This is a genomic window from Zhihengliuella salsuginis (assembly GCF_014651715.1).
GTDB lineage: Bacteria > Actinomycetota > Actinomycetes > Actinomycetales > Micrococcaceae > Zhihengliuella > Zhihengliuella salsuginis.
The window spans coordinates 254,186-275,281 of the sequence record NZ_BMXK01000005.1 but is presented as its reverse complement, the minus strand read 5'-3'; the positions used below and the strand labels follow the sequence as shown (position 1 = coordinate 275,281).

The following is a 21,096-nucleotide window of genomic DNA, read 5'->3' as shown; positions in this document are numbered from 1 at the left end:
TAACTATGGAGACTCCGGAAGGTACCCTTTCGCTGCCGGTCCCACCTCTCGGCTACGAGAACCACACGTGGATTGCCGAGTCGGATGGGATGACGTCGCGCGCCGCTCTCGCCGCCGGTTCGGGACCCTACCGCTCGGCGGTCGTCCCGCCGATTTCCAAACTTTCCGTCCAGCTGAACGGAACCATGAGTGCCGACTCGGAAGAAGCGATCGCGGCGCTGGCATCGTTCGATCACTACGCGACCTCGAAGCTGGGCGCCCAATCGACGACCCTCGGGCCCATGTCAGCGGTGCTCCTGCGCACCGAGTCCACGTCCTCGTCCCAGATCGAGAACCTCACGGTGGGGGCCCGCCAATTGGCCTTGGCGGAACTCGATCAATCCACCAGCGACAACGCTCGAGTCGTGGTCGCCAACGTTCGCGCGATGGAGGCGGCCTTGCGTCTCGCGGACCAGCTGGACCTCGACGCAATCCTCACCATGCATGCCGAGCTGATGTCCGGACAGCGCGGATGGGAAGAGCACGCCGGCCACCTGCGCCAGCAGCTTGTCTGGGTGGGACGTTCGGCTGTCAGCCCCCGCGGCGCATCCTTCGTCGCCCCGCAGCCGGGGCTGGTGGCCGCTGCCCTCGCCGACCTGACGGACTTCATGCACCGGGACGATCTCCCCGTTCTGGTGCAAACCGCCATCGCCCACGCGCAGTTCGAGACCATCCACCCCTTCGTCGACGGCAACGGGAGAACCGGCCGCGCGCTCGTCCACGCTCTCCTGCGTGCCAAAAGCGTCCTGACACAGACCACGGCACCCGTCTCCGCCGGGCTGCTCCGCCGCACCGATTCCTACTTCGAGGCGCTGACCGCATACCGCTCAGGAAACGCGGCTCCCATCGTGGCCGAGTTCGCGGGAGCCGCCCGGTTCGCCGCCCGGACAGGTGAAGACCTCGTTGACTCCCTGGCAGACCAGCTAGATGCCGCCCGGCAGCGCATGTCGTCCCTGCGCCGGCAGGCCGCGGCGTGGAAGGTCCTTCCGCATCTTGTGACGCACCCGGTCATCAACGCACACCTCGTCGCCCGCCTGCTGGACACCTCTGGAACAACGGCCCAGCGAGCACTCGCGCAATTGGCCGAAACCGGTGTGCTCAGCGAACGCAGCGGTTTCAAACGCAATCGCGTCTGGCAGCACGACGGCATCCTGCGCGTCCTCGACGACTACGCCTCAACCCTCACCCGGCGCTAAAACCCATACGGAGCTCGCGGGCCGCCGCCGCCGGGTCCGCGGCCTCCGTCACGGCACGCACGACGACGACGCGCTCGGCGCCCGCCTCCGCCACCTCGTGCAGGCGCTGCGCGTCGATGCCGCCGATCGCGAACCACGGCTTCTTCGCCACCGCGGCCGCGTAGCCGAGCAGGTCCAGCCCGACGGCGGCACGGCCGGGCTTGGTCGGCGTCTCCCACACCGGACCGACGCAGAAGTAGTCGATCCCCGGGTCCTGGTTCGCCGCGTTGATCTGCGTCAGGGTGTGCGTGCTGCGCCCGATCAGGACGTCGGGTCCCAGCAGCGTGCGCGCCTGGGTAGTCGACAAGTCACCCTGCCCCAGATGCAACACGTCGGCCCCGGTCAGCGCGGCGATGTCGGCGCGGTCATTCACCGAGAAGAGCGCCCCCTGCTCGCGGGCGACCTCGGCCAGGACCATGAGGCGGTCGATCTCGGCGGCGGCCTCCATGCCCTTGTCGCGCAGCTGGATGATCCCGACTCCCCCGGCGTAGGCGGCGGTCAGGAACTCGCGCAGGTCCCCGGACTCCTCGCGGGCGTTCGTGCACACGTACAGCCGGGTCTGCTCCAGCAGCTCGAGGCGGTCGGACCGCGTCAGCGTCGTCGTCGTATCCGCCGGGCCGAAGGCTTCGCCGGCTGTCACGCGTGCGTCTGTGCTGTGGCTCATGTGTCTACAATAGGGGCCAATCCGTGGGAGCCCGTACCGGGCTGAGAGGGCGCCGAGGCAGTTAGGCGCCGACCACCAGACCTGATGCGGATCATGCCGCCGTAGGGAGGAATCATGGCGCATGCGATCGTCGCCGGGGCCGGGATCGTCGGCCTGGCCACCGCCTTCGAGCTGACCAGCCGCGGCTGGGACGTCACGATCTGCGACCCCGCTCCGGCCTCCGGCGCCAGCCACGCGGCCGCCGGCATGCTGGCCCCCGCCGCCGAGATGATCTGGGGCCAGGGCCCGCTCTTCGGGCTGATGATCGCCTCCGGTCGGATGTACCGCGGGTTCCTCGAGCGGCTGTCGACCGGCGGCGAGCACGCTCAGGGCGCCGATCGCGGTGCGGACACGGACGCGCGCGACTTCGGCGTCGGCTACCTGCGCACCGGCACGGTCGTCGTCGGAGCCGACGCCGCGGACCGGACGGCGCTCGAGGACCTCGTCGCGCTGCAGCGCGCGGCCGGCCTGCCCGTCGAGGCGGTCACGAGCCGGCAGCTGCGCAAACTCGAGCCCGCCCTGGCCCCCTCGATCGCCGGCGGCGTGCACCTGCCCGAGGACCACCAGGTCGACCCGCGCCGGCTCACCGCCGCCCTCATCGCGCGCCTCGAGGCGGACCCGCGCGCCGAGTTCGTCCGCTCCCGCGTCACCGCGCTCACCACCACGGGCGGGGCCACCACCGGCGTCGAGCTCGACGACGGACGCCGCCTCGCCGCCGACCAGACCGTCGTCGCCACGGGCCTGGGCGCCGCGGACCTGCTGGATCTGCCGCTGCGCCCGATCCACGGCGACATCCTCCGCCTGCGCCTGCCCGAGCGCAACCGCCCGCTCATCACCCGGATCGTCCGCGCGATCGTCAACGGGCGTCCGGTCTACGCGGTGCCGCGCGTCGACGGAACGGTGGTGCTCGGCGCCACGAGCCGCGAGGACTCCGAGCCCGGCGTCAGCACCGAGGGCGTGCACGATCTGCTCGAATCCGCCCGCCGCATCCTGCCCGGCGTGCTCGACTCCACCCTGCTCGAGACCACCGCCCGCGCCCGCCCCGGCACCCCGGACGACGTCCCGCTCATCGGCCGCCTCGACCCCGGCCTGATCGTCTCCACGGGCTACTCGCGCCACGGCATCCTGCTCGCCCCGCTCGGCAGCCGCCTCACCGCGAAGATCGTCGCGGAGCCCGCGCCCGCCGACCACGACGACGGCGCCACCGATCCGGCCGCGCCCACCCCGGCGGAGCTGCTCGCCTCGGTCCATCCGGACCGGTTCACCCCCTCCGCCCCGACCCGCCCGGCCGGCACCGCCGGCCCCACGACCACGAGGAGCAGCACATGACCGAGACAGCGCAGACGACGCCCGGCGTCGCCTTCACCCTGAACGGCAAGGAGCGCGCGGCGGGCGCGGGCACGACCCTGCGCGACGTCGTCGCGCAGGAGACCGGCAAGGCGATCGGCGACGACGGGCGCCTGGCGTCCGGCCGGGGCACCGGGGTCGCGGCGGCGCTGGACGGGGAGGTCGTCCCGCGGTCCGCGTGGGCGGCGACGGCGATCGAGGCGGGCGCGGTCGTCGAGCTCGTCACAGCGACGCAGGGAGGCTGACATGGAATCGCAGAAATTGGTCATCGACGGGGTCGAGCTGGGCAGCCGGCTCATCATGGGCACGGGCGGGGCCACGAGCCTGGCCACGCTGGAGGACGCGCTGGTCTCCTCCGGCACCGAGGTCACCACGGTGGCGATGCGGCGGTACGCGGCGGAGACGGGCTCGAGCGTGTTCGCGATGCTGGAGCGGCTCGGCGTCCGGCCGCTGCCGAACACGGCCGGCTGCTACACGGCGCGCGACGCCGTGCTGACGGCGAAGATGGCGCGCGAGGCCCTGGAGACCGACTGGGTGAAGTTGGAGGTCATCGCCGACGAGGACACGCTGCTTCCCGAGCCGACCGAGACCGTCGACGCCGCCGAGACCCTGGTGGCGGACGGGTTCAAGGTGTTCGCGTACACGAACGACGACCCGGTGACCGCCAAGCGGCTCGAGGACGTCGGCGTGACAGCCGTGATGCCGGCCGGCGCCCCGATCGGGACCGGCCTGGGCGTGCTGAACCCGTTCAACATCGAGACGATCGTGTCCCGGGCCGGGGTGCCGATCATCCTGGACGCGGGCGTGGGCACGGCGTCGGACGCGACGCTGGCGATGGAGCTCGGCTGCGAGGCCGTGCTGCTGGCGAGCGCGGTCACCCGGGCGCACGACGCCGTCGCGATGGGCCGCGCGATGAAGCTCGCCGTCGAGGCGGGCCACCTGGCGCGCGGGGCGGGACGGATCCCGAAGCGGTCGCTGGCGCACGCGTCGAGCCCGCAGGAGGGCATGATCGCGATGGCGGGCGCGCTGTTCCAGTAGGCACTCTCCACGATTTAATGTCAGACAGAGGTACTACAATGGGGTCATGAAGTCGATCAGCAAGAGAGACTTGAACCAGAAGACCGCTGAGGTGCTCGCCCAGATCTCAGAGGCGGACGAGGCAGTCATCGTCACGGAACGAGGCACACCGCGTTGGCGGATCGAGCCTGTCGACGGCCATACGGACCTCTGGGACAGATTGCGTTCCGAAGGCCGCCTCAACAGCCCCAAGTCCGACGAGACACCGTGGCCAACCGAGAATTCGGGCACCTATACGCAGGCGCAGGTCGCCGAGCTCCTCGAATGGGTGAAGGGCGAACACTGATGCGCTGGTACCTCGATTCGTCTGTGGCACTCGACGTGGCTCTGCGCCCGCTTGGTTCATCCGCATCGTGGATGAAGACGGAACTAGCTGCGGGGCACGAGTTCGCCTCATCTGGCCTGCTGAAACTTGAAACGGTCCGCGTCCTGCGCCGCGAGGGCTTGGCCATCCGCTCCGCGGGTCACGTGCTGAACAACGTCTCCTTCTTCGGCATCGACGATGGTGTTCTCCGATTCGCAGCCGCGCTCGAGCCGCACATCAAGTCCCTCGACGCCATCCACCTGGCGACGTGTTCGCTCCTCGGCACCGGTGTAGCACTGGTGAGCCACGACCAGCAGATGCTGACAGTCGCGGAAGAACTCGGCCTCGACGTGCACGATCCGTTGTGCCCGGATGCGCACTTCGCGGGTGGTCCCCGATAGCCTGAAAACGTGTCCACGGTCCGCGTAGCCCTCACCGCGCGCCGGCTGCTCCAGGAGAGTCCGGCGTGGGCTCTGCTGCGCACCGACACTGCGCCGGTCGCCCTCGCCGTGCTCGGCACCCACTTCTCGCGCGAGCGTCGCCACCTCGCCGCCGCCGAGCTCTTCGACGCGGTCGAGACGGATCTGGTCGACCTGCGGGCGCGCGGCTTCGATCTCCGCCAGCCGGCGGCGGCGTACTGCCGCGCGTGGCTGACGGACGGCTACCTCGTGCGCCGCCCTGGCGAGGCGCGCGAGGAGATCTACGAACTGAGCGACGGCACGCTGACCGCCCTGCGCTTCATCGATTCCCTCGCCGTGCCGCGCACCTCGGTGACGGAGTCCCGCCTCGCCACGATCGTCGAGCGGATCCGCCGCCTCAGCATCGACACAGACCCGGACGTGTCCCGCCGGATCGCCGCACTGCAGGCGGAACGGAACCGCCTCGACGCCCGGATCGAGGCCTTGGCGCGCGGCGACGCGGACACACTGGACGAGCATCGCGCCGTCGACCAGGCGCACGACGTCCTCTCCCTCGCATCCGAGCTCCCGGAGGACTTCGCCCGAGTCCGCGCCGAGCTTGACCTCATCAATCGCGACTTGCGGGCCCGGCTGATCGAGGAACCGGCCTCCCGGGGCTCGGTTCTCGACGACATCTTCCGCGGCGTCGACGTCCTCGCCGAGTCCGACGCCGGCCGCTCGTTCTCCGCGTTCCACTCGCTACTCCTCGACCCGGAGCAGACGACCGCCGTCGACGACGATCTCGACGCCCTGCTCGAGCGCCCCTTCGCCCGCTCCCTCTCTCCGGAAAACCGGACCCAGCTGCGGCGCCTGCTACCGGCGATGCAGGACGCCAGCGGAGAGATCAACGACGTCATGACGTCCCTGAGCCGCAGCCTGCGCCGCTTCGTCCAGTCGGAGGAGCTTGCGGAGGAACGACTGGTCCACCAGATGCTGCGCGAGGCGTTCGGCGCAGCGGGGCGCGCCTCGTCCACCACCCGTCCCTGGACGAGGCTCCCGATCGAGCTGGCGCTCACGGGCGTGCACGTCACCTCGCCGAGCGCGATGAAACTCCAGAACCCCGCGGACAGCGAAACCTCTGAGCCCCTCGAGATCCACGAGACGCAGCCCGCCGACCTTGAAGCTCTGCGCGAGGCCGTCCGCGCCTCCGAAATCGACATGCAGGAGGTTACCGACAACGTCAACTCCGTGCTCGCCGCGCACGGGCCCTCCACGATCGCCGACATTCTCTCCCACCGTCGGGCGACTCAAGGGGTCGCGAGCGTTGTGGGCCTCCTCGTTCTCGCCGAGCAACACGCCACCCGCACCCGTGACGCCGTCGAATCCGTCTCGTGGCGGACCCCGGACGGCGAGCGCCGGGCGCGCGTCCCCCGATTCCTGTTCCAGGAGGCCATCGCATGACACCTGCCCTGCCGGATCCGGCGCCGAACGAACCCGCGGAGGAGACCGGGCGAGACGATGCCCACCGCGAGTTCGACGTCGGATCACGCGACGGCCGGCTGTGGGAGACGGACACCGGAACCCTCGCCGAATCCTCGCGCCGCGCCTTCGCCGCGCTCGTCAAGGGGCCCTACCTGTCCGCCGACCGGCAGAAGGAGGCCTGGCGCGCCCTGCTCACGGATACCCAGAGCATCCGTTCCCGCCTAGCCGACCTCTTCCTGGACCTCGTCGTGGACGAGGTCCAAGGCGTAGCGTTCGTCCGAAACGCCGAATCGACGGAGAAGGACCTCCCGCAAGTGGTACGGACCATGGCGTTGACGTTCATGGACACGGCCCTGCTCCTGTTCCTGCGCCGCGAGCTGGTCCGCGGTGCTGGGCCGCGCCGCGTATTCATCGGCCGCGACGAGGTGTACGAGCACCTGCACTCCTACCGGGGTGCCGAGTCCACCGACGAGGCCGGCTTCGCCAAGCGCATCAACTCGTCCTGGAAGAAGTTCGAGACCCACAACCTGCTGCTGCGTACCCCGACCGAGGGCCGGTTCGAGGTCTCCCCCGTGCTGCGGCTGGTGTTCGGCCCGGAGCAGATCGCGGCCGTCACCGCCGAGTACCAGCGCCTGATCGCCGCCGGAGACGACGGCGCGGACCCGGAGACCGGCACGGACACCGAGATGGACGAGGCGGGCGCCGATGCCGTACTGGACGGAGAGAAGGAATGAGCACCACGATCCACCCGGGACAGTGGCGTCTCGAACGCGTCGAGCTGGTCAACTGGGGCACCTTCTCGGGGTTCCACGCCATCGACGTCCCACGCAAGGGCTTCCTGCTGACGGGCGAGTCCGGCTCCGGCAAGTCGTCGATCGTCGACGCCATCAGCGCCGTACTGACCTCCCGGGGGCGGGCGCGTTTCAACGCGGCCGCCGCCGACGCCTCCACCCGCAGCGGCGACCGGACACTCCTGACCTATGTCCGGGGCGCATGGCGGCGCGGCACGGACGAGGCCACCGGCGAGATCACGAGCCACTTCCTGCGGCCCAAGGCCACCTGGTCCGGTGTACTGCTCCGCTACGCGGACGGCTCCGGCAGTACGCAGTCCCTCGTCAAGCTGTTCCACGTCAAGACCGGGGGCACCGCGCCGGCAGACGTGAAGGACGTCGGGCTGCTCTCCGCCGGGCCGATCTCCCTGCCGGACCTCGAACCACTCGCGGCGAACGGGATCAAGGTCCGCGAGCTCAAGTCCGCGTACCCGGACGCCAATGTCGAGACCGAGCACGCGAAATTCGAGCGCCGCTTCTCCCGCGCCCTCGGCCTCTCGGGAGACCGCGCGACCCTCCTGCTGCACAAGACACAGTCGGCCAAGAACCTCGGCTCTCTCGACGAGCTGTTCCGCAAGTTCATGCTGGACGAGCCGGCGACGTTCGCCAAGGCCGACGCCGCCGTCGAACAGTTCACGGAACTCTCGGCGGCGCACGAGGCCGTCCTGCGGGCCCGGCGGCAGGTCGAGCACTTGGCCCCGCTGCGGACGGCGTCCCACGCCTACGATGCGGCCGAACGTGAGTCGGAGAGCCTGAGCCTGCTGCTGGGTCACCTCGAGGACTTCACCCACCGCTGGCGCCTCGACCTCACCCGCGACGCCCTCCGCGAGGAGGAAGCCGCGTTGGCCGAGCGCGAGCGTGCGCTGGTGACGGCCGCCGACGCGGAGGACTCCGCCCGCCGAGTCGTCGACGAAGCCCGCGCCCAGGTCGACAGACGGGGCGGGCAGCAGCTCGCCTTACTCGAATCACGGCTCGCGAACGAACGCGACCGGCTCGAGACCGTCCGCCGGGAGCGCGCCGAGCTGGACCGGAAGCTCGAGGGCGTCCAGATGCCGCGGCCCGCCGACGCGGCGGAATTCGCAGAACTGCAGCACGAGACCCGCGCGCTGACCCAATCCGCGGACGCCGAGCGCGGCCGGATCGACGAGTCCCGCCAGCGCGCGGTCGGGGCGGCGTACGAGGCCGGGCAACGGCTGGCCGACATCGACCGCGTCGTCAAGGCGATGCGCGGCAACCAATCCAACCTCAACCCCGACCTGCTGCAGGCGCGCGACGTCATCGCGCAGGAGACGAGCATCCCCATCAGGTCCCTGCCGTTCGCCGGCGAACTCCTAGAGGTCCGGGCCGAGCACGCGGACTGGACGGGTGCGATCGAACGGGTGCTGCGCCCGCTCAGTGCAGTGCTCCTGGTCCCGGCCGCCCACGAGCAGGCAGTCGTTCGCGCCGTCGATGCCGCCCACTTGGGGACGTTCCTGCGGTACGAGATCGTGCCGCGCACCTCGAGCGCACCGGCACGGCCAGAGTCGGAGGATTCGCTCGTGTATCGGATCGAGGTCGCCGACGGACCGATGCGCGACTGGCTCCTCCACAGGCTGTCCGACAGGTACGACTTCGCCTGCGTGGAGACGGCCGACGACCTCGCCCGGCTCCGCCGCGGCGTGACCCGGGCCGGCCAGGTCAAACGCGGCGCTCGGTCCTTCGAAAAGGACGACCGCTTCCGGGTCGACGACCGACGGCGTTGGGTCCTCGGCTTCGACAACGGCTCGAAGCTCGATCACTTCCTCGACGAACGCAAAACCGTCGCGCGCGAACTCGAGGTGGCCCACCGCGCCGAGGCGGCGATCACCGAGCAGGAGGCCCTGCTGCAGCGGCGGCTCTTCACGGCCGAGGAGATCGCCCGCCAGGCGTGGGAGCGGATCGACGTGGACCGGGCGACCGCCCGCGTCGAGGACCTCGACTCCTCGCGGGCCACGCTGCTCGCCGACGACGGGGACCTGCGCGCGGCGCAGCACCGGCTCGAACAGGCCGCCGAGGCCGTCGGCACCGCCCACCGGGTCCACGAGCAGGAACGCAACGCCACGGCGGCCGCCACCGGACGCGCGGACAACCTGGAGCGGTTGGTGGGCGACCTCGAGAGCCGGCCGTCCGACGCCGTACCCGAGGACACCGCCACGGCCCTACTGGCCGAATTCGACGCAGTCAAGACCCGGCGCGCCACCACCCACGAGACCATCGAGACAGACGCCCGCAAGACGCAGGCCGCCCTCAACTCCCGCCGGGACGCGGCACGCACGCGGCTGAACGAGCTGAGCCTGACGATGGCCAGGATCATCGCCGAGTTCAAGACGCAGTGGCCGGACGCGGCGCAGGACTACAGCGAGAACGTGGCAGACCGGGCCGGATACCTCGACGTGCTCGAGCAGCTGGAGGCCGACCGGCTCCCGGAGTTCGAGCACCGGTTCTTCGACATGCTGCGCACGCAGACCCAGCAGAACATCGCCCAGCTGCGCGAACTCATCCAGCGGGCGGCCCGCGAGTTCCGCCGCCGGATCGCGCCGATCAACGAGTCCCTGCTGTGCAGCCCGTACAGCCCCGGCCGGTTCCTGCAGATCCGGATCGAGGACGCCCGGCCGCCGATGGCCGGAGACTTCCTACGCGACCTCAACACGGTCACGACCGGCGCCCTCGCCCCGGAGGAGGAACGGTCGGAGGCCGAGCGGCGGTTCGAGGTCCTGGCCCGGCTCATGCGCCGGCTCGGCTCGTCGGACTCCGCCGACCGTTCCTGGCGTCAGCAGTGCCTCGACGTCCGCACCCACGTGAGGTTCACCGCCGTGGAGATCGACGCCGATGGCGACGTCCTCGACTACTACGACTCCGGGCAGGGACGGTCCGGCGGGCAGAAGCAGAAGCTCGTGGTCTTCTGCCTGGCCGCGGCGCTGCGCTACCAGCTGACGCAGGGCGAGGAGCTTCCGCGCTACGGATCGATCGTCATGGACGAGGCGTTCGACAAGGCCGATGCCACCTTCACCCGGATGGCGCTCGACATCTTCACCGAGTTCGGATTCCACATGATCCTCGCGACCCCACTCAAACTGCTGCGCACGCTTGAGGACTACGTCGGTGGGATCGCGCTCGTCACCTGCCGCGACTCCCGCGACTCGCGGCTCTCTCCGGTCCCGTTTTCTGAGGTTCGGGAGGACCGCGACGGTTCGGACGTCCACGCGGACGCGACAGGGGAAGGCGCTGCCGCGGACGACGACAAACCGGCCGACGATGATTCGTCCGACGGCGAACGCGACGCGGAGACTCTGTTCGACGTCGGGCCCCACGTCCTGTGATCACCGTCGCCGAGGCGCGCGAACGCCTGCAGAAGACCTACGAGCGGAAGTTCGCCGCCTGGGCGGTCGACCCGTTCGATTCCGGCTCGCCGCAGTCGATGCCGTTGCACCCGCCGACCGATGCGCAGGCGGCCCTCGATCTCGGCGCCGTCGGCGCCTGGTTGAAGGCCTGGAACGACGTCGGCGCGGCCCTCGGCGGCTCCTCCGTCGTGGCCATCGACTGGGAGGCGAGGCGGTGGCCGAACAGCGGGACCCAGCGTGTCCCCGTGCGGCTCCGCTGCACCGCGCCGGCCGGTGTCGCCGCGTTCCTGCGGCGGTCCACGCACTGGAACACGGCGGCGGGGCGTGCGTCCCGCCTCCTGGACCTCCCGGGCCCGGACGCAGCCGCCGTCCCGGCCGAGCCTGCTGCACTGGACGAGCCCGTCGCCCCGGACGGTTCGGGCCTCATGGGATCGGCCGTGGCAAAGGTGCTCAAGAAGATCGTGGCCCTGCCGAGTGAGGACTTCGAGCGGCTCTTCGATGTGCTCGCCTGGATCGTCGACCACCCCGCATCCGGCCTGCTGCCGCGGCAGCTCCCGGTGCCCGGCATCGACTCGAAGTGGTACGAACGCCACCGCGGCGTCGTCGAAACACTCAACACAGCGGCGACCGGCCGCCTCGACACGGGGCTCGCGGGCCCGCCGAAGCTCTACCGGCTCCGGTTCCTCGACGACCAGCTCGCCCCGGGAGGCCTCGGCGACCTCGCCGCCTCGGTCGCGGAACTGGCGAGGCTGCAGATCACGCCACAGGCCGTCGTCGTGCTCGAGAATCTGCAGACGCTGCTGGCGCTGCCGCCGATCGACGGCGTGGTGGCGATCCACGGCGGCGGATACGACGTCCGCTGGATCGCCGACCTGCCGTGGATCGCGAGGGTGCCGCTGGTCTACTGGGGTGATCTGGACGCGGACGGCCTGTACATCCTGGCCGCGCTGCGCGGCATCCTGCCGGATGCGGTCTCCGTCATGATGGACCGCGGCACGCTCGAGACCCACCTGCCCTTTGCCGGCGCGGACCCGAACCCGCCGAGAGTCACTGTGCCAGCCGGATTGACGCCGGCGGAGGTGGACGCGTTCGCGGCGCTCGGCGAGCACGGGCATCTCCGCCTCGAACAGGAGCGCATCGGATGGGCGACGGCGGTCACCACCCTGAAAGCGGCGCTGAGAGAACTCCTCCGCGACGGTTCCTGACTACTGCCCGGCGTCTCGACTCCTTCGGCCACAGATTGTATAATGATATCGCTGATATCAACCGGAGGTCCCTTATGGCGAGCATCGTGATCCGCAATCTTGAGCCGTCCACCAAAGAGGCCTTACGCCGCCGCGCCGCCGCGAACGGGCGTTCAATGGAAGCCGAGGCCAGGGTGATCCTGAGTCGAGAGATGAACGCTCCCCCTGCGGCCTTCGGTCTGGGGACCGCCATGCGTCAGCGTTTCCTCGAACTCGGCGACCCGGGTGTCGAGGTCCCTGAACGCCGGGAGGACGCGGCCCGTTCGACAGACTTCTCGCAGCACTGATGATCATCCTCGACACGAACGTCATCTCCGAACTCATGCTGCCGGAGCCCAGCCAGACGGTGATCGCCTGGCTGGACCAGCAGAATTCGATGTCCCTCTACACCACAGCAGTCACCGCGGCTGAGCTGCGGGCGGGTGTGGCGCTACTCCCGGACGGCAAACGCAGGAAGGTTCTCGATCAGTACGTCGAAGACGTCCTCGGTGACTACTTCGACCTGCGAATCCTGCCTTTCGACGTGAACGCGAGCCCACCCTACGCAGAGATCCTCGCCTGCCGCAGGTCGGCCGGACGCCCGATCCACACGGCCGACGCGCAGATCGCGGCCATCGCGCGAACGCACAGCGCACCCATGGCCACCCGGAACAGCAAAGACTTCGACGGGCTCGGGCTCTCCCTCATCGACCCGTGGACGCCGACCCCGACCTGAGGGCGAAGCACCCGTCAACGCGGAGCCGATCTTCCGGGGTGCGCGGGCGCGCGACCCCGGAAGATCGGCTCCGCGTCGTGGTGGCAGGGTGCAACAGGCGGCGGGCCGTCAGGAGGCGGCGGCGTCGGCCTCGCGCAGGCGGTGCCAGAGGACCGCGACGTGCAGCGCCGTCCGGGACTCGGCGTCCTCGAGCGAGACGCCGAGCTTGTCCTGCAGCTTGGCCAGCCGGGCGTAGAGCGCCGGCCGGCTGAGGAAGCCGGTGCGGGCCAGCGCGGACTTGTTGCCGCCGTGCGCCAGGTAGAGCTCGAGCAGGTCCAGGCCCGCAGCGTCGTCGTCTCTGGTCAGACCCGCGAGCTCCGCCTCGGCGAACGCGGCCACGCGCGGATCGGCCTGCATGATCGACATCAGCCCGCGCAGCCGCAGGTCCCCGAACCGGAAGAACGGCTGCCGGCGCGTCTCCAGGGTGCCGGCGATCTCCGCGACCTGCACCGCCTCGTCCAGTCCGGCCGCCGCCTCCACCAGGCCCGGCCGGCTCGGGGCGACGCCGACCGACCAGTCCGGCTCCTGCTCGCCGCCGTGCCGCGCCGCGGTCAGCCGCGCACACAGGTCCTCCACCAGGCCGTCCTCGAGCTGCCGCGCCGGCACGGGCAGCAGCAGCCCGAGGGATCCCGAGTCCATGCCCGCCACCAGCACCGAGCGCCGCGCCCGCCGCACCACCAGGGTCAGCTCCTCGAGCAGGGCGCGTTCGCGCAGCTGCAGCCCGGTCGGATCCTCGTCCGCGCGCCGGTCCAGGCGGATCACGGCCGGCAGGTAGTACGGAGCGTCGGCGAGCCCCAGCGCCGCCGCCCGGGTCCGCGCCTCGGGCTCGCCGAGCGTGCGGGAGTGCCGCAGCTCGTGGATCAGGCCGGACTGCGCCTGGTAGAGCAGCTCGCGCTCGTCGCGGCCGGCCATCCGCGCCAGGGTCAGGGCCTGCCCGGCGCGCTCGAGCACCTGACTGGCCTCGTCGTCGTCCGACAGCGGGCTCGTCACGACGAGCCGGCCCCACCGGCGCCCGCGGACGCCGACGGGGGCCTGCAGCCAGTCGTCCGCCCCGCCGCGGCGGCCGGTCGTCTCGAGGTACCCGACCCCGCGCGCCCGCCGCACCCAGTCGTGCAGCAGGCCCACGGAATCCTCGCCGTGGAACGCGAGCACCCGGTGCGCCACGTCCTCGAGCACCACGGGCGAATCGAGCAGGATGGCCGTCTGGTCGACGATCCGCTGCTCGCTCGCGGATTCGAGGGAGAGCTGCGTGAAGACCTCGTGCACGTGCCGCGCCCGCTCCACGCGCGCCAGCTGCTCGCCGACCAGCGCCCGGTGCGCCACCTGCGTGACGCGCACGAACCGCACCTTCCGCGTCAGCAGGACCACGGGCAGGTCCCGCCCGACGACGGCGGCGCGCAGGTGCTCGATCGCCTCCGTCGCCGGCTCCGCCCGCGCGTCCACGAGCTCGATGACGACGCCGGCCGCCCCGGCCGCGCCCAGATCGTCGAGGAACGTGCGGGTCGCCTCCGCGGAGTGGCGGAACGCCTGGCCCGTGGTCAGCACGAGCTCTCCGCCCTCGAGCAGCCCGCCGATGGCGGCCGAGTCGGCGACGTGCACCCAGCGGACGTCGTCGTCGAGGCGGCCGCCGCCGGCCAGGACCTCCGGTGCGCCGGCGCGGATCTCCTCCTGCTCCAGCACGCTCGCGATGGTCAGCCGGCCGGCGGACCCGGAACCTTCGGGAAGAACACTCATTGACAGATCGTATCGTTCTGTCCCAGTTATCCATACACCCTGTCGCTTACATCGGGCCCGAACCGCGCGCATGCTGGATGCAGCACACCGATCCCGCCGACTGAAGGGCACCTCATGCAGACCGTCTCCCTCCGCACCACCTCCCACTGGATCGACGGCGCGACCGTCGCCGACCAGGGCTCCCGCACCGCCGACATCACCAACCCGGCCACCGGCCAGGTCACGGGCAGCGTCGCCCTGGCCTCCGAGGCCACCGTGAACCAGGCCGTCGCCGCCGCCAAGGCCGCGTTCCCGGGCTGGCGCGACACCTCGCTGGCCAAGCGCACCACCGTCCTCTTCGCCTTCCGCGAGCTCCTCAACGCCCGCAAGGGCGAGCTGGCCGAGATCATCACGGCCGAGCACGGCAAGGTCCTCGACGACGCACTCGGCGAGATCTCCCGCGGCCAGGAGGTCGTCGAGGTCGCGTGCGGCATCGCCCACCTGATCAAGGGCGGCCACACCGAGAACGCCTCGACCAAGGTCGACGTGCACTCGGTCCGCCAGCCGCTGGGCGTCTCCGCGATCATCGCCCCCTTCAACTTCCCGGCCATGGTGCCGATGTGGTTCTTCCCGGTCGCCATCGCCGCCGGCAACACCGTGATCGTCAAGCCCAGCGAGAAGACCCCGACGGCCGCCAACTGGATGGCCGAGCTCTGGAAGGAAGCCGGCCTGCCGGACGGCGTCTTCAACGTCGTGCACGGCGACAAGGAGTCGGTCGACACCCTCCTGGACCACCGCGACGTCGCCTCCGTCTCCTTCGTGGGCTCCACCCCGATCGCCCAGTACGTCTACGAGCGCGGCACGGCCGCCGGCAAGCGCGTCCAGGCCCTCGGCGGTGCCAAGAACCACATGCTGGTGCTGCCCGACGCCGACCTGGACCTCGCCGCCGACGCCGCCGTCAACGCCGGCTTCGGCGCGGCCGGCGAACGCTGCATGGCCATCTCCGTCATCGTCGCCGTCGACTCGATCGCCGACGAGCTCGTCGCCAAGATCGCCGAGCGCACCCGCACGCTGCGCATCGGCGACGGCACCCGCGGCTGCGACATGGGCCCGCTGGTCACCTCCGCCCACCGCGACAAGGTCGCCTCCTACATCGACGCCGGCGAGGCCGCCGGCGCCGACCTGGTCCTCGACGGCCGGCAGGTCACCCCGGACGCCGACGGCGAGGGCTTCTTCCTGAACCCGACCCTGTTCGACCGCGTCACCACGGACATGTCGATCTACACCGACGAGATCTTCGGCCCGGTGCTCTCCACGGTCCGCGTCGACAGCTACGACGACGGCCTCGAGCTCATCAACAACAGCCCGTACGGCAACGGCACGGCGATCTTCACCAACGACGGCGGCGCCGCCCGCCGCTTCGAGAACGAGGTCGAGGTCGGCATGGTCGGCGTCAACGTCCCGATCCCGGTCCCGATGGCCTACTACTCCTTCGGCGGCTGGAAGGCCTCGCTCTTCGGCGACACCCACGCGCACGGCGCCGAGGGCGTGCACTTCTTCACGCGCGGCAAGGTGGTCACCAAGCGCTGGCTGGACCCGAGCCACGGCGGCCTGAACCTCGGCTTCCCGACGCACTCCTAGGAGCAGAATCATGACCGAGACCACCACGACGCCGGCCTCCGCGCCCACGCCCGAGCAGCTGGACGCCGGGCGCCGCGCCTACGAGCTCGACCGCGCCCACGTGTTCCACTCCTGGTCCGCCCAGGAGACGCTGGACCCGATGACCTTCGTCAAGGCCGAGGGCTCCCACGTGTGGGACGCCGACGGCAGGCGGTACCTGGACTTCTCGTCCCAGCTGGTCAACACCAACATCGGGCATCAGCACCCAACGGTCGTCAACGCGATCGTCAAGCAGGCGACCGAGCTCTGCACGATCGCCCCGCAGCACGCCAACGCGGCGCGCTCCGAGGCGGCCCGCCTCATCGCGGAGCTGACCCCGGGCGACCTGAACCGGGTGTTCTTCACGAACGGCGGCGCCGACGCGAACGAGCACGCGATCCGCATGGCCCGCCTGCACACCGGCCGCAAGAAGGTCCTGTCCGCGTACCGCAGCTACCACGGCGGCACGCATCTAGCCATCAACGCGACCGGCGACCCCCGCCGCATCCCGAACGACGACGGGGACTCCGGCGTCGTGCACTTCTTCCCGGCGTACCCGTACCGCTCCTACTTCCACTCCGACTCCCCGGAGCAGGAGACCCAGCGGGCGCTGGCGCACCTGGAGGACATGATCGTGCTCGAGGGCGCGGCGAACATCGCGGCGCTGGTGCTCGAGTCCATCCCGGGCACCGCGGGCATCTACGTCCCGCCGCCCGGCTACATCGAGGGCGTGCGCGAGCTGACGGCCAAGTACGGGATCGTGTACATCGCGGACGAGGTCATGGCCGGCTTCGGCCGGGCCGGCAAGTGGTTCGCCGTCGACCACTGGGGCGTCACCCCGGACATCATCACCTTCGCCAAGGGTGTGAACTCCGGCTACGTCCCGTTGGGCGGCGTCGCGATGAGCGAGACGATCTACCAGACGTTCGCGCAGCGGCCCTACCCGGGCGGCCTGACCTACTCGGGCCACCCACTGGCCTGCGCGGCGGCCGTCGGCGCCATCACCGCGATGCGCGAGGAGTCGATGGTCGAGAACGCGGCCCGCCTCGGCGAGGAGGTGTTCGGCCCGGAGCTGCTCGCCATGGCCGAGCGCCACCCGTCGATCGGCGAGGTCCGCGGGGCCGGCTGCTTCTGGGCCATCGAGCTGGTCAAGAACCGCGAGACCAAGGAGCCGATGGCGGCCTACGGCGGCTCCTCACCGGAGATGAACGAGCTGATCGCGGCGCTCAAGTCCGCCGGCATGCTGCCGTTCGCCAACTTCAACCGCATCCACGTGGTCCCGCCGCTGAACATCAGCGACGACGACGCCCGCCGCGGCCTGGCGATCATCGACGAGGCGCTGCACCTCGCCGACGCGCACGTGGCCTGACGCCGTCGTCCTCCGGGGCGGGTGAGGGTGCCGTAGGCGGCTCCCGCACCCGCCCTTCGTCATACCAGGCCGAGCTCGGCGAAGGCCGCCACGAGGCCCTCGGCGCGCGGTGGCGCGGCCGTCAGGTCCGCCAACGCCAACAAGCGCTCCGAGGCGCCTTCGATGACGATCCCGACCCCGGCGAACTCGATCATCTCCAGGTCGTTCTCGCCGTCCCCGGCGGCGACCGAGTGCTCGCGGTCGATACCCAGGTGCGCGAGCACGGCCGCGACGCCGTCTGCCTTGCTGATCCCCCGCTGGAAAAGTTCGCCCGCGTGGCGGCCCTCGTCCGCGATCGAATTCTCGACGACGGCTACGCCCTCGCCGATCTGCGCCACGAGCTCGCTCATGGGGACCGGACTCTCCAGCACGGAGACCTTGGCGAAGGCCGCGGCGGCACGGTCCACGGTGGGGCGCAGCGCGTTGAGGATCGCGGAGGAACCTGAGTCTCGCTGCCCGGGGATCCGGCTGAAGTGCGCCTCGACGTGCGCGCGCAGGCGCTGCTCGGCGGCCGGCGGGGTGTGCAGGGCCTCCTGCGTCTCCAGCAAGTAGACGGCGTCGTGGGCGTCGAGCGCCGCGACCGTTGCAGCCGCCAGATCGGCGGGGAAGTGCCGGTCCAGAAGCACCTCGCTGCCGACCTCGGCGTAGGCGCCCGCGCTCGCGACGACGCCGTCGAACCCGGCGCCGAGCAGGTGCTCATCCAGCATCGACAGCGGGCGCCCCGTGCAGAGGAAGACGCGGTGGCCTGCACTCCGGGCCGCGCGCACGGCCGCAACATGCCCGGGCGGGACCACCCCGTAGGCAGCGTAGGTTCCGTCCACGTCGAGGAAGACGGCGCGGACGGCGTCACCGGAACCGCGCTCGGGGGTCGTTTTGTGGTGCATCAGGTCTCCTCCTGGCCTTCGGCTTCGATCAGGGACACGAGTTCCTGAGCGCCGCTGACGGTGTGCGCGCGGAACGCGCTCTCGATCGCTGTACGGTCCCGGGTGTGGAGTGCGGCGATGAGTCGGCGGTGGCCCTCGTCGGCGCGTTCGGAGACGGGCCGGACGGCCTGCTCGTGCCCCAGCGCGATCGTCAGGTGCGCCTCGGTCACGGGCCACATGCGCAGCAGCACCGAGTTGCCGGACGCCGCCCAGATGCCCCGGTGGAACGCGATGTGCGCCTCGTGGCGGGTCAGCGGGTCCCGGTGGTGCTCGAGGCGCTCGAAATCGCGCCAATAGGCCTCGACGTCGTCCATCCGCTCGCCCGTGGAGTCCGCGAGGAGCTCGTCGACGGCGAGCATGTCCAACGCGTGGCGGGTGCGGGCACCGTCCATGATCTGCGCCGCGTCCAGACGCGCCACGCGGAGCCCACGATAGGGCTCCTGCACCAGCAGTCCCTCCTGGGCGAGCTGGTTCAGGGCTTCGCGGAGGGTCGGCCGGCTCACGGCCAGAGCCTTGGAGAGATTGATCTCGGTCAGCTTGTCGCCGGGGCGCAGCACCCCACGCACGACGGCGCGACGCAGCTCCAAGACCACGCTGTCCCTCCGCGACAAGACGGGTGCCGCCGCCAGGGGCGGAGCGGTGGACGGTGCTGTGCGGAGCATGCTCCTCGGTTCTCGGCACCAGAGGTTCTCTGCCGCCAGATTGTTTGACACTACGCCCCGATCCTAGTCCTCTAGGCGATTCTCGTCAGCCGGCGCATGCCATCCGGCTCTACCCGGGCGGACCGGCCTTGACGGAATTCCCAGCGAGTTCCGGGGCGCCGCGCCCTCGAGACCGCCCCTGCCAGCGTGATAGCCATGGAGGACAGGCGCCAGCGAAAAGCGACCGGCACCCCGTCGAAAGGAAACGAATCCATGACATCGGCATCGAACACCACCGGCACCGCACTGAATGGCCGCACGGTCCTCGTCATCACCACCAACTACGGCACGGAGAGCGACGAGCTCACCCAGGCCGTCGAGGCCCTCCGCAGCGCTGGCGCGGCCGTGACGGTCGCCGCCGTCGAGAACACCCCCGTCCGCACCCTCAAGAGCGACAAGGATCCCGGCCCCGAGGTCCCGGTCGACACGACCCTCGCCGAGGTCGACGCCTCCGGATACGACGGCGTCGTGATCCCCGGCGGGACGCTGAACGCCGACCAGCTGCGCATCGATGCGCACGCGCGGAAGCTGGTCCAGGACTTCGCCCACTCCGGCAAGCCCGTCGCGTCGATCTGCCACGGACCGTGGCTGCTGATCGACGCCGGCCTGGCCTCCGGCAAACGGCTCACCTCCTACCCGTCGCTCGGCGCCGACCTGAACAACGCCGGCGCCACGTGGGTGGACGAGCAGGTCGTGCTCGACACCTCGGGCGGCTTCCCGCTCGTCACGTCCCGCAACCCGGGCGACCTCGAGGCCTTCAACGCCAAGCTCATCGAGCAGCTCTCCGGCGACGCGTAACCACCGCGCGTCCCCCTGTGCGATCCTGTCCACAGGTTCCACCCGTACCGATCCCGCCTCTCCCCCACGATTGGAAACGCATGCTCAACGTCAAGGCGTACGCCGCACCCTCCGCCACCGAGCCCCTCGTCCCGCTCACGATCGAGCGCCGCGACGTCGGCCCGAAGGACGTCCTGATCGCCATCCGCTACGCGGGCGTCTGCCACAGCGACATCCACACCGTGCGCGGGGAGTGGGGCCCGATCACCTATCCGCAGGTCGTCGGCCACGAGATCGTCGGCGAGGTCGCCGAGATCGGCTCGGAGGTGACCGGCCACGCCGTGGGCGACCGGGTCGGCGTCGGCTGCATGGTGAACTCCTGCCGCGAGTGCGAGCAGTGCCGCGCCGGCAACGAGCACTACTGCCTGAGCGGCAACACGCAGACCTACGCCTCGCCGGACCGCGACGGGACCATCACCCAGGGCGGGTACTCGACGCACGTGGTCGTGGACGAGGACTTCGTGCTGCGCATGCCGGAGGCACTGCCCTACGACGCCGCCGCTCCCCTGCTGTGCGCCGGCATCACCACGTACTCCCCGCTCGCCCGCTGGAACGCGGGCCCCGGCTCGAAGGTGGCCGTCGTCGGGATGGGCGGCCTCGGCCACCTGGGTGTGAAGATCGCCGTGGCCATGGGCGCCGAGGTGACGGTCCTCTCCCGCAGCGAGTCCAAGAAGGAGGACGCTCTCGCCTTCGGCGCGGTGCGGCACGTCGCCACCGGCGAGGAGGGCGCGCTCGAGGGGTTGCGCGGTTCCTTCGACCTGATCATCAACACCGTCAGCGCGCCGCTGGACATGGACGCGTACCTCGCCACGCTGCGCCCCGAGGGCGCGCTCGTGAACGTCGGCGCCCCGCCGGAGCCGCTGCCGGTCTCGGTGTTCTCGCTGATCATGGGCGGCCGGTCCTTCGCCGGGTCCAACATCGGCTCCATCCGCGAGACGCAGGAGATGCTGGACTTCTGCGCCGAGCACGGAATCGCCCCGGAGACCGAGCTCATCTCGGCGGCCGGCGTCAACGAGGCCTACGAGCGGGTCCTGAACAGCGACGTGCGCTACCGGTTCGTGATCGACACCGCGACCCTGTAGC

Annotated in this window: 20 protein-coding genes and 1 riboswitch; of the genes, 16 read left to right on the top strand and 4 right to left on the bottom strand. The window is 70.8% G+C overall.

The genetic code is table 11. The annotated features are described in order from the left end of the window. Positions 1–5 precede the first annotated feature (5 nt). The gene (locus tag IE069_RS07645) at positions 6–1,235 is read left to right on the top strand and encodes a Fic family protein (RefSeq protein ID WP_189349520.1); all 1,230 of its coding nucleotides are present in this window, start codon (positions 6–8) and stop codon (positions 1,233–1,235) included. Here IE069_RS07645 and thiE read toward each other — a convergent pair. Continuing rightward, positions 1,222–1,938, bottom strand: a complete 717-nt coding sequence (thiE, locus tag IE069_RS07640; protein WP_189349519.1) for a thiamine phosphate synthase — start codon at positions 1,936–1,938, stop codon at positions 1,222–1,224. The genes IE069_RS07645 and thiE overlap by 14 nt on opposite strands. Before the next feature lie 13 nt (positions 1,939–1,951). Then, positions 1,952–2,063: riboswitch (TPP riboswitch) on the top strand. Here thiE and thiO point away from each other — a divergent pair. The 11 genes from thiO to IE069_RS07585 all read left to right on the top strand — a co-directional run bounded on the left by thiO (position 2,053) and on the right by IE069_RS07585 (position 12,733). After that, complete coding sequence (gene thiO, locus IE069_RS07635) at positions 2,053–3,306, top strand: glycine oxidase ThiO (RefSeq protein ID WP_189349518.1); 1,254 nt, start codon at positions 2,053–2,055, stop codon at positions 3,304–3,306. (Overlaps the previous riboswitch by 11 nt.) Continuing rightward, positions 3,303–3,569 carry a sulfur carrier protein ThiS gene (thiS, locus tag IE069_RS07630; protein WP_189349517.1) on the top strand — a complete coding sequence of 89 codons (267 nt, stop codon included), beginning with the start codon at positions 3,303–3,305 and terminating at the stop codon, positions 3,567–3,569. Before thiO ends, thiS begins: the two co-directional genes overlap by 4 nt. A 1-nt stretch (position 3,570) precedes the next feature. Then, on the top strand, positions 3,571–4,362 hold the full coding sequence (locus tag IE069_RS07625) for a thiazole synthase (protein WP_189349516.1): 792 nt from the start codon (positions 3,571–3,573) through the stop codon (positions 4,360–4,362). 46 nt (positions 4,363–4,408) lie between these two features. Then, positions 4,409–4,687, top strand: coding sequence for a type II toxin-antitoxin system Phd/YefM family antitoxin (locus tag IE069_RS07620; RefSeq protein WP_189349515.1), 279 nt, complete (start codon positions 4,409–4,411; stop codon positions 4,685–4,687). Then, positions 4,666–5,106, top strand: a complete 441-nt coding sequence (locus tag IE069_RS07615) for a PIN domain-containing protein (RefSeq protein WP_308425381.1) — start codon at positions 4,666–4,668, stop codon at positions 5,104–5,106. The genes IE069_RS07620 and IE069_RS07615 overlap by 22 nt, the downstream gene beginning before the upstream one ends. Before the next feature lie 9 nt (positions 5,107–5,115). Next, positions 5,116–6,564, top strand: a complete 1,449-nt coding sequence (locus IE069_RS07610; protein ID WP_189349513.1) for a DUF3375 domain-containing protein — start codon at positions 5,116–5,118, stop codon at positions 6,562–6,564. Further along, positions 6,561–7,319 carry a DUF4194 domain-containing protein gene (locus tag IE069_RS07605; RefSeq protein ID WP_189349512.1) on the top strand — a complete coding sequence of 253 codons (759 nt, stop codon included), beginning with the start codon at positions 6,561–6,563 and terminating at the stop codon, positions 7,317–7,319. Before IE069_RS07610 ends, IE069_RS07605 begins: the two co-directional genes overlap by 4 nt. Then, positions 7,316–10,753, top strand: coding sequence for an ATP-binding protein (locus IE069_RS07600; protein ID WP_189349511.1), 3,438 nt, complete (start codon positions 7,316–7,318; stop codon positions 10,751–10,753). Before IE069_RS07605 ends, IE069_RS07600 begins: the two co-directional genes overlap by 4 nt. Next, the gene (locus tag IE069_RS07595; RefSeq protein ID WP_189349510.1) at positions 10,750–11,979 is read left to right on the top strand and encodes a Wadjet anti-phage system protein JetD domain-containing protein; all 1,230 of its coding nucleotides are present in this window, start codon (positions 10,750–10,752) and stop codon (positions 11,977–11,979) included. Before IE069_RS07600 ends, IE069_RS07595 begins: the two co-directional genes overlap by 4 nt. Positions 11,980–12,053: 74 nt before the next feature. Next, a complete protein-coding gene (locus tag IE069_RS07590; protein WP_189349509.1) occupies positions 12,054–12,305 on the top strand; it encodes a FitA-like ribbon-helix-helix domain-containing protein in 252 nt (83 codons plus the stop codon). Beyond that, positions 12,305–12,733, top strand: a complete 429-nt coding sequence (locus IE069_RS07585; RefSeq protein ID WP_189349508.1) for a type II toxin-antitoxin system VapC family toxin — start codon at positions 12,305–12,307, stop codon at positions 12,731–12,733. Before IE069_RS07590 ends, IE069_RS07585 begins: the two co-directional genes overlap by 1 nt. Before the next feature lie 108 nt (positions 12,734–12,841). On the opposite strand, the gene IE069_RS07580 is transcribed toward IE069_RS07585, so the two are convergent. Further along, complete coding sequence (locus IE069_RS07580; protein ID WP_189349507.1) at positions 12,842–14,506, bottom strand: PucR family transcriptional regulator; 1,665 nt, start codon at positions 14,504–14,506, stop codon at positions 12,842–12,844. A gap of 114 nt (positions 14,507–14,620) precedes the next feature. Here IE069_RS07580 and IE069_RS07575 point away from each other — a divergent pair, with 114 nt between their 5' ends. Together IE069_RS07575 and IE069_RS07570 are read left to right on the top strand one after the other, a co-directional pair. Continuing rightward, on the top strand, positions 14,621–16,126 hold the full coding sequence (locus tag IE069_RS07575; RefSeq protein WP_189349506.1) for a CoA-acylating methylmalonate-semialdehyde dehydrogenase: 1,506 nt from the start codon (positions 14,621–14,623) through the stop codon (positions 16,124–16,126). A gap of 10 nt (positions 16,127–16,136) precedes the next feature. Continuing rightward, positions 16,137–17,513: an aspartate aminotransferase family protein gene (locus IE069_RS07570; RefSeq protein ID WP_189349505.1), complete on the top strand. Its 1,377-nt coding sequence runs from the start codon at positions 16,137–16,139 to the stop codon at positions 17,511–17,513. A gap of 59 nt (positions 17,514–17,572) precedes the next feature. Here IE069_RS07570 and IE069_RS07565 read toward each other — a convergent pair whose 3' ends face one another. Both IE069_RS07565 and IE069_RS07560 read right to left on the bottom strand, forming a co-directional pair. Beyond that, positions 17,573–18,436 (bottom strand): HAD-IIB family hydrolase, encoded by an 864-nt coding sequence (locus IE069_RS07565; RefSeq protein ID WP_189349504.1) that lies wholly within the window; start codon positions 18,434–18,436, stop codon positions 17,573–17,575. Further along, positions 18,436–19,137 (bottom strand): GntR family transcriptional regulator, encoded by a 702-nt coding sequence (locus IE069_RS07560; protein ID WP_189349503.1) that lies wholly within the window; start codon positions 19,135–19,137, stop codon positions 18,436–18,438. The genes IE069_RS07565 and IE069_RS07560 overlap by 1 nt, the downstream gene beginning before the upstream one ends. Before the next feature lie 252 nt (positions 19,138–19,389). Between IE069_RS07560 and IE069_RS07555 the strand changes: the two genes are divergently transcribed. Both IE069_RS07555 and IE069_RS07550 read left to right on the top strand, forming a co-directional pair. Beyond that, positions 19,390–19,974 carry a type 1 glutamine amidotransferase domain-containing protein gene (locus IE069_RS07555; RefSeq protein WP_189349502.1) on the top strand — a complete coding sequence of 195 codons (585 nt, stop codon included), beginning with the start codon at positions 19,390–19,392 and terminating at the stop codon, positions 19,972–19,974. 80 nt (positions 19,975–20,054) lie between these two features. Then, positions 20,055–21,095 carry an NAD(P)-dependent alcohol dehydrogenase gene (locus tag IE069_RS07550; RefSeq protein ID WP_189349501.1) on the top strand — a complete coding sequence of 347 codons (1,041 nt, stop codon included), beginning with the start codon at positions 20,055–20,057 and terminating at the stop codon, positions 21,093–21,095. Position 21,096: the final 1 nt, after the last annotated feature.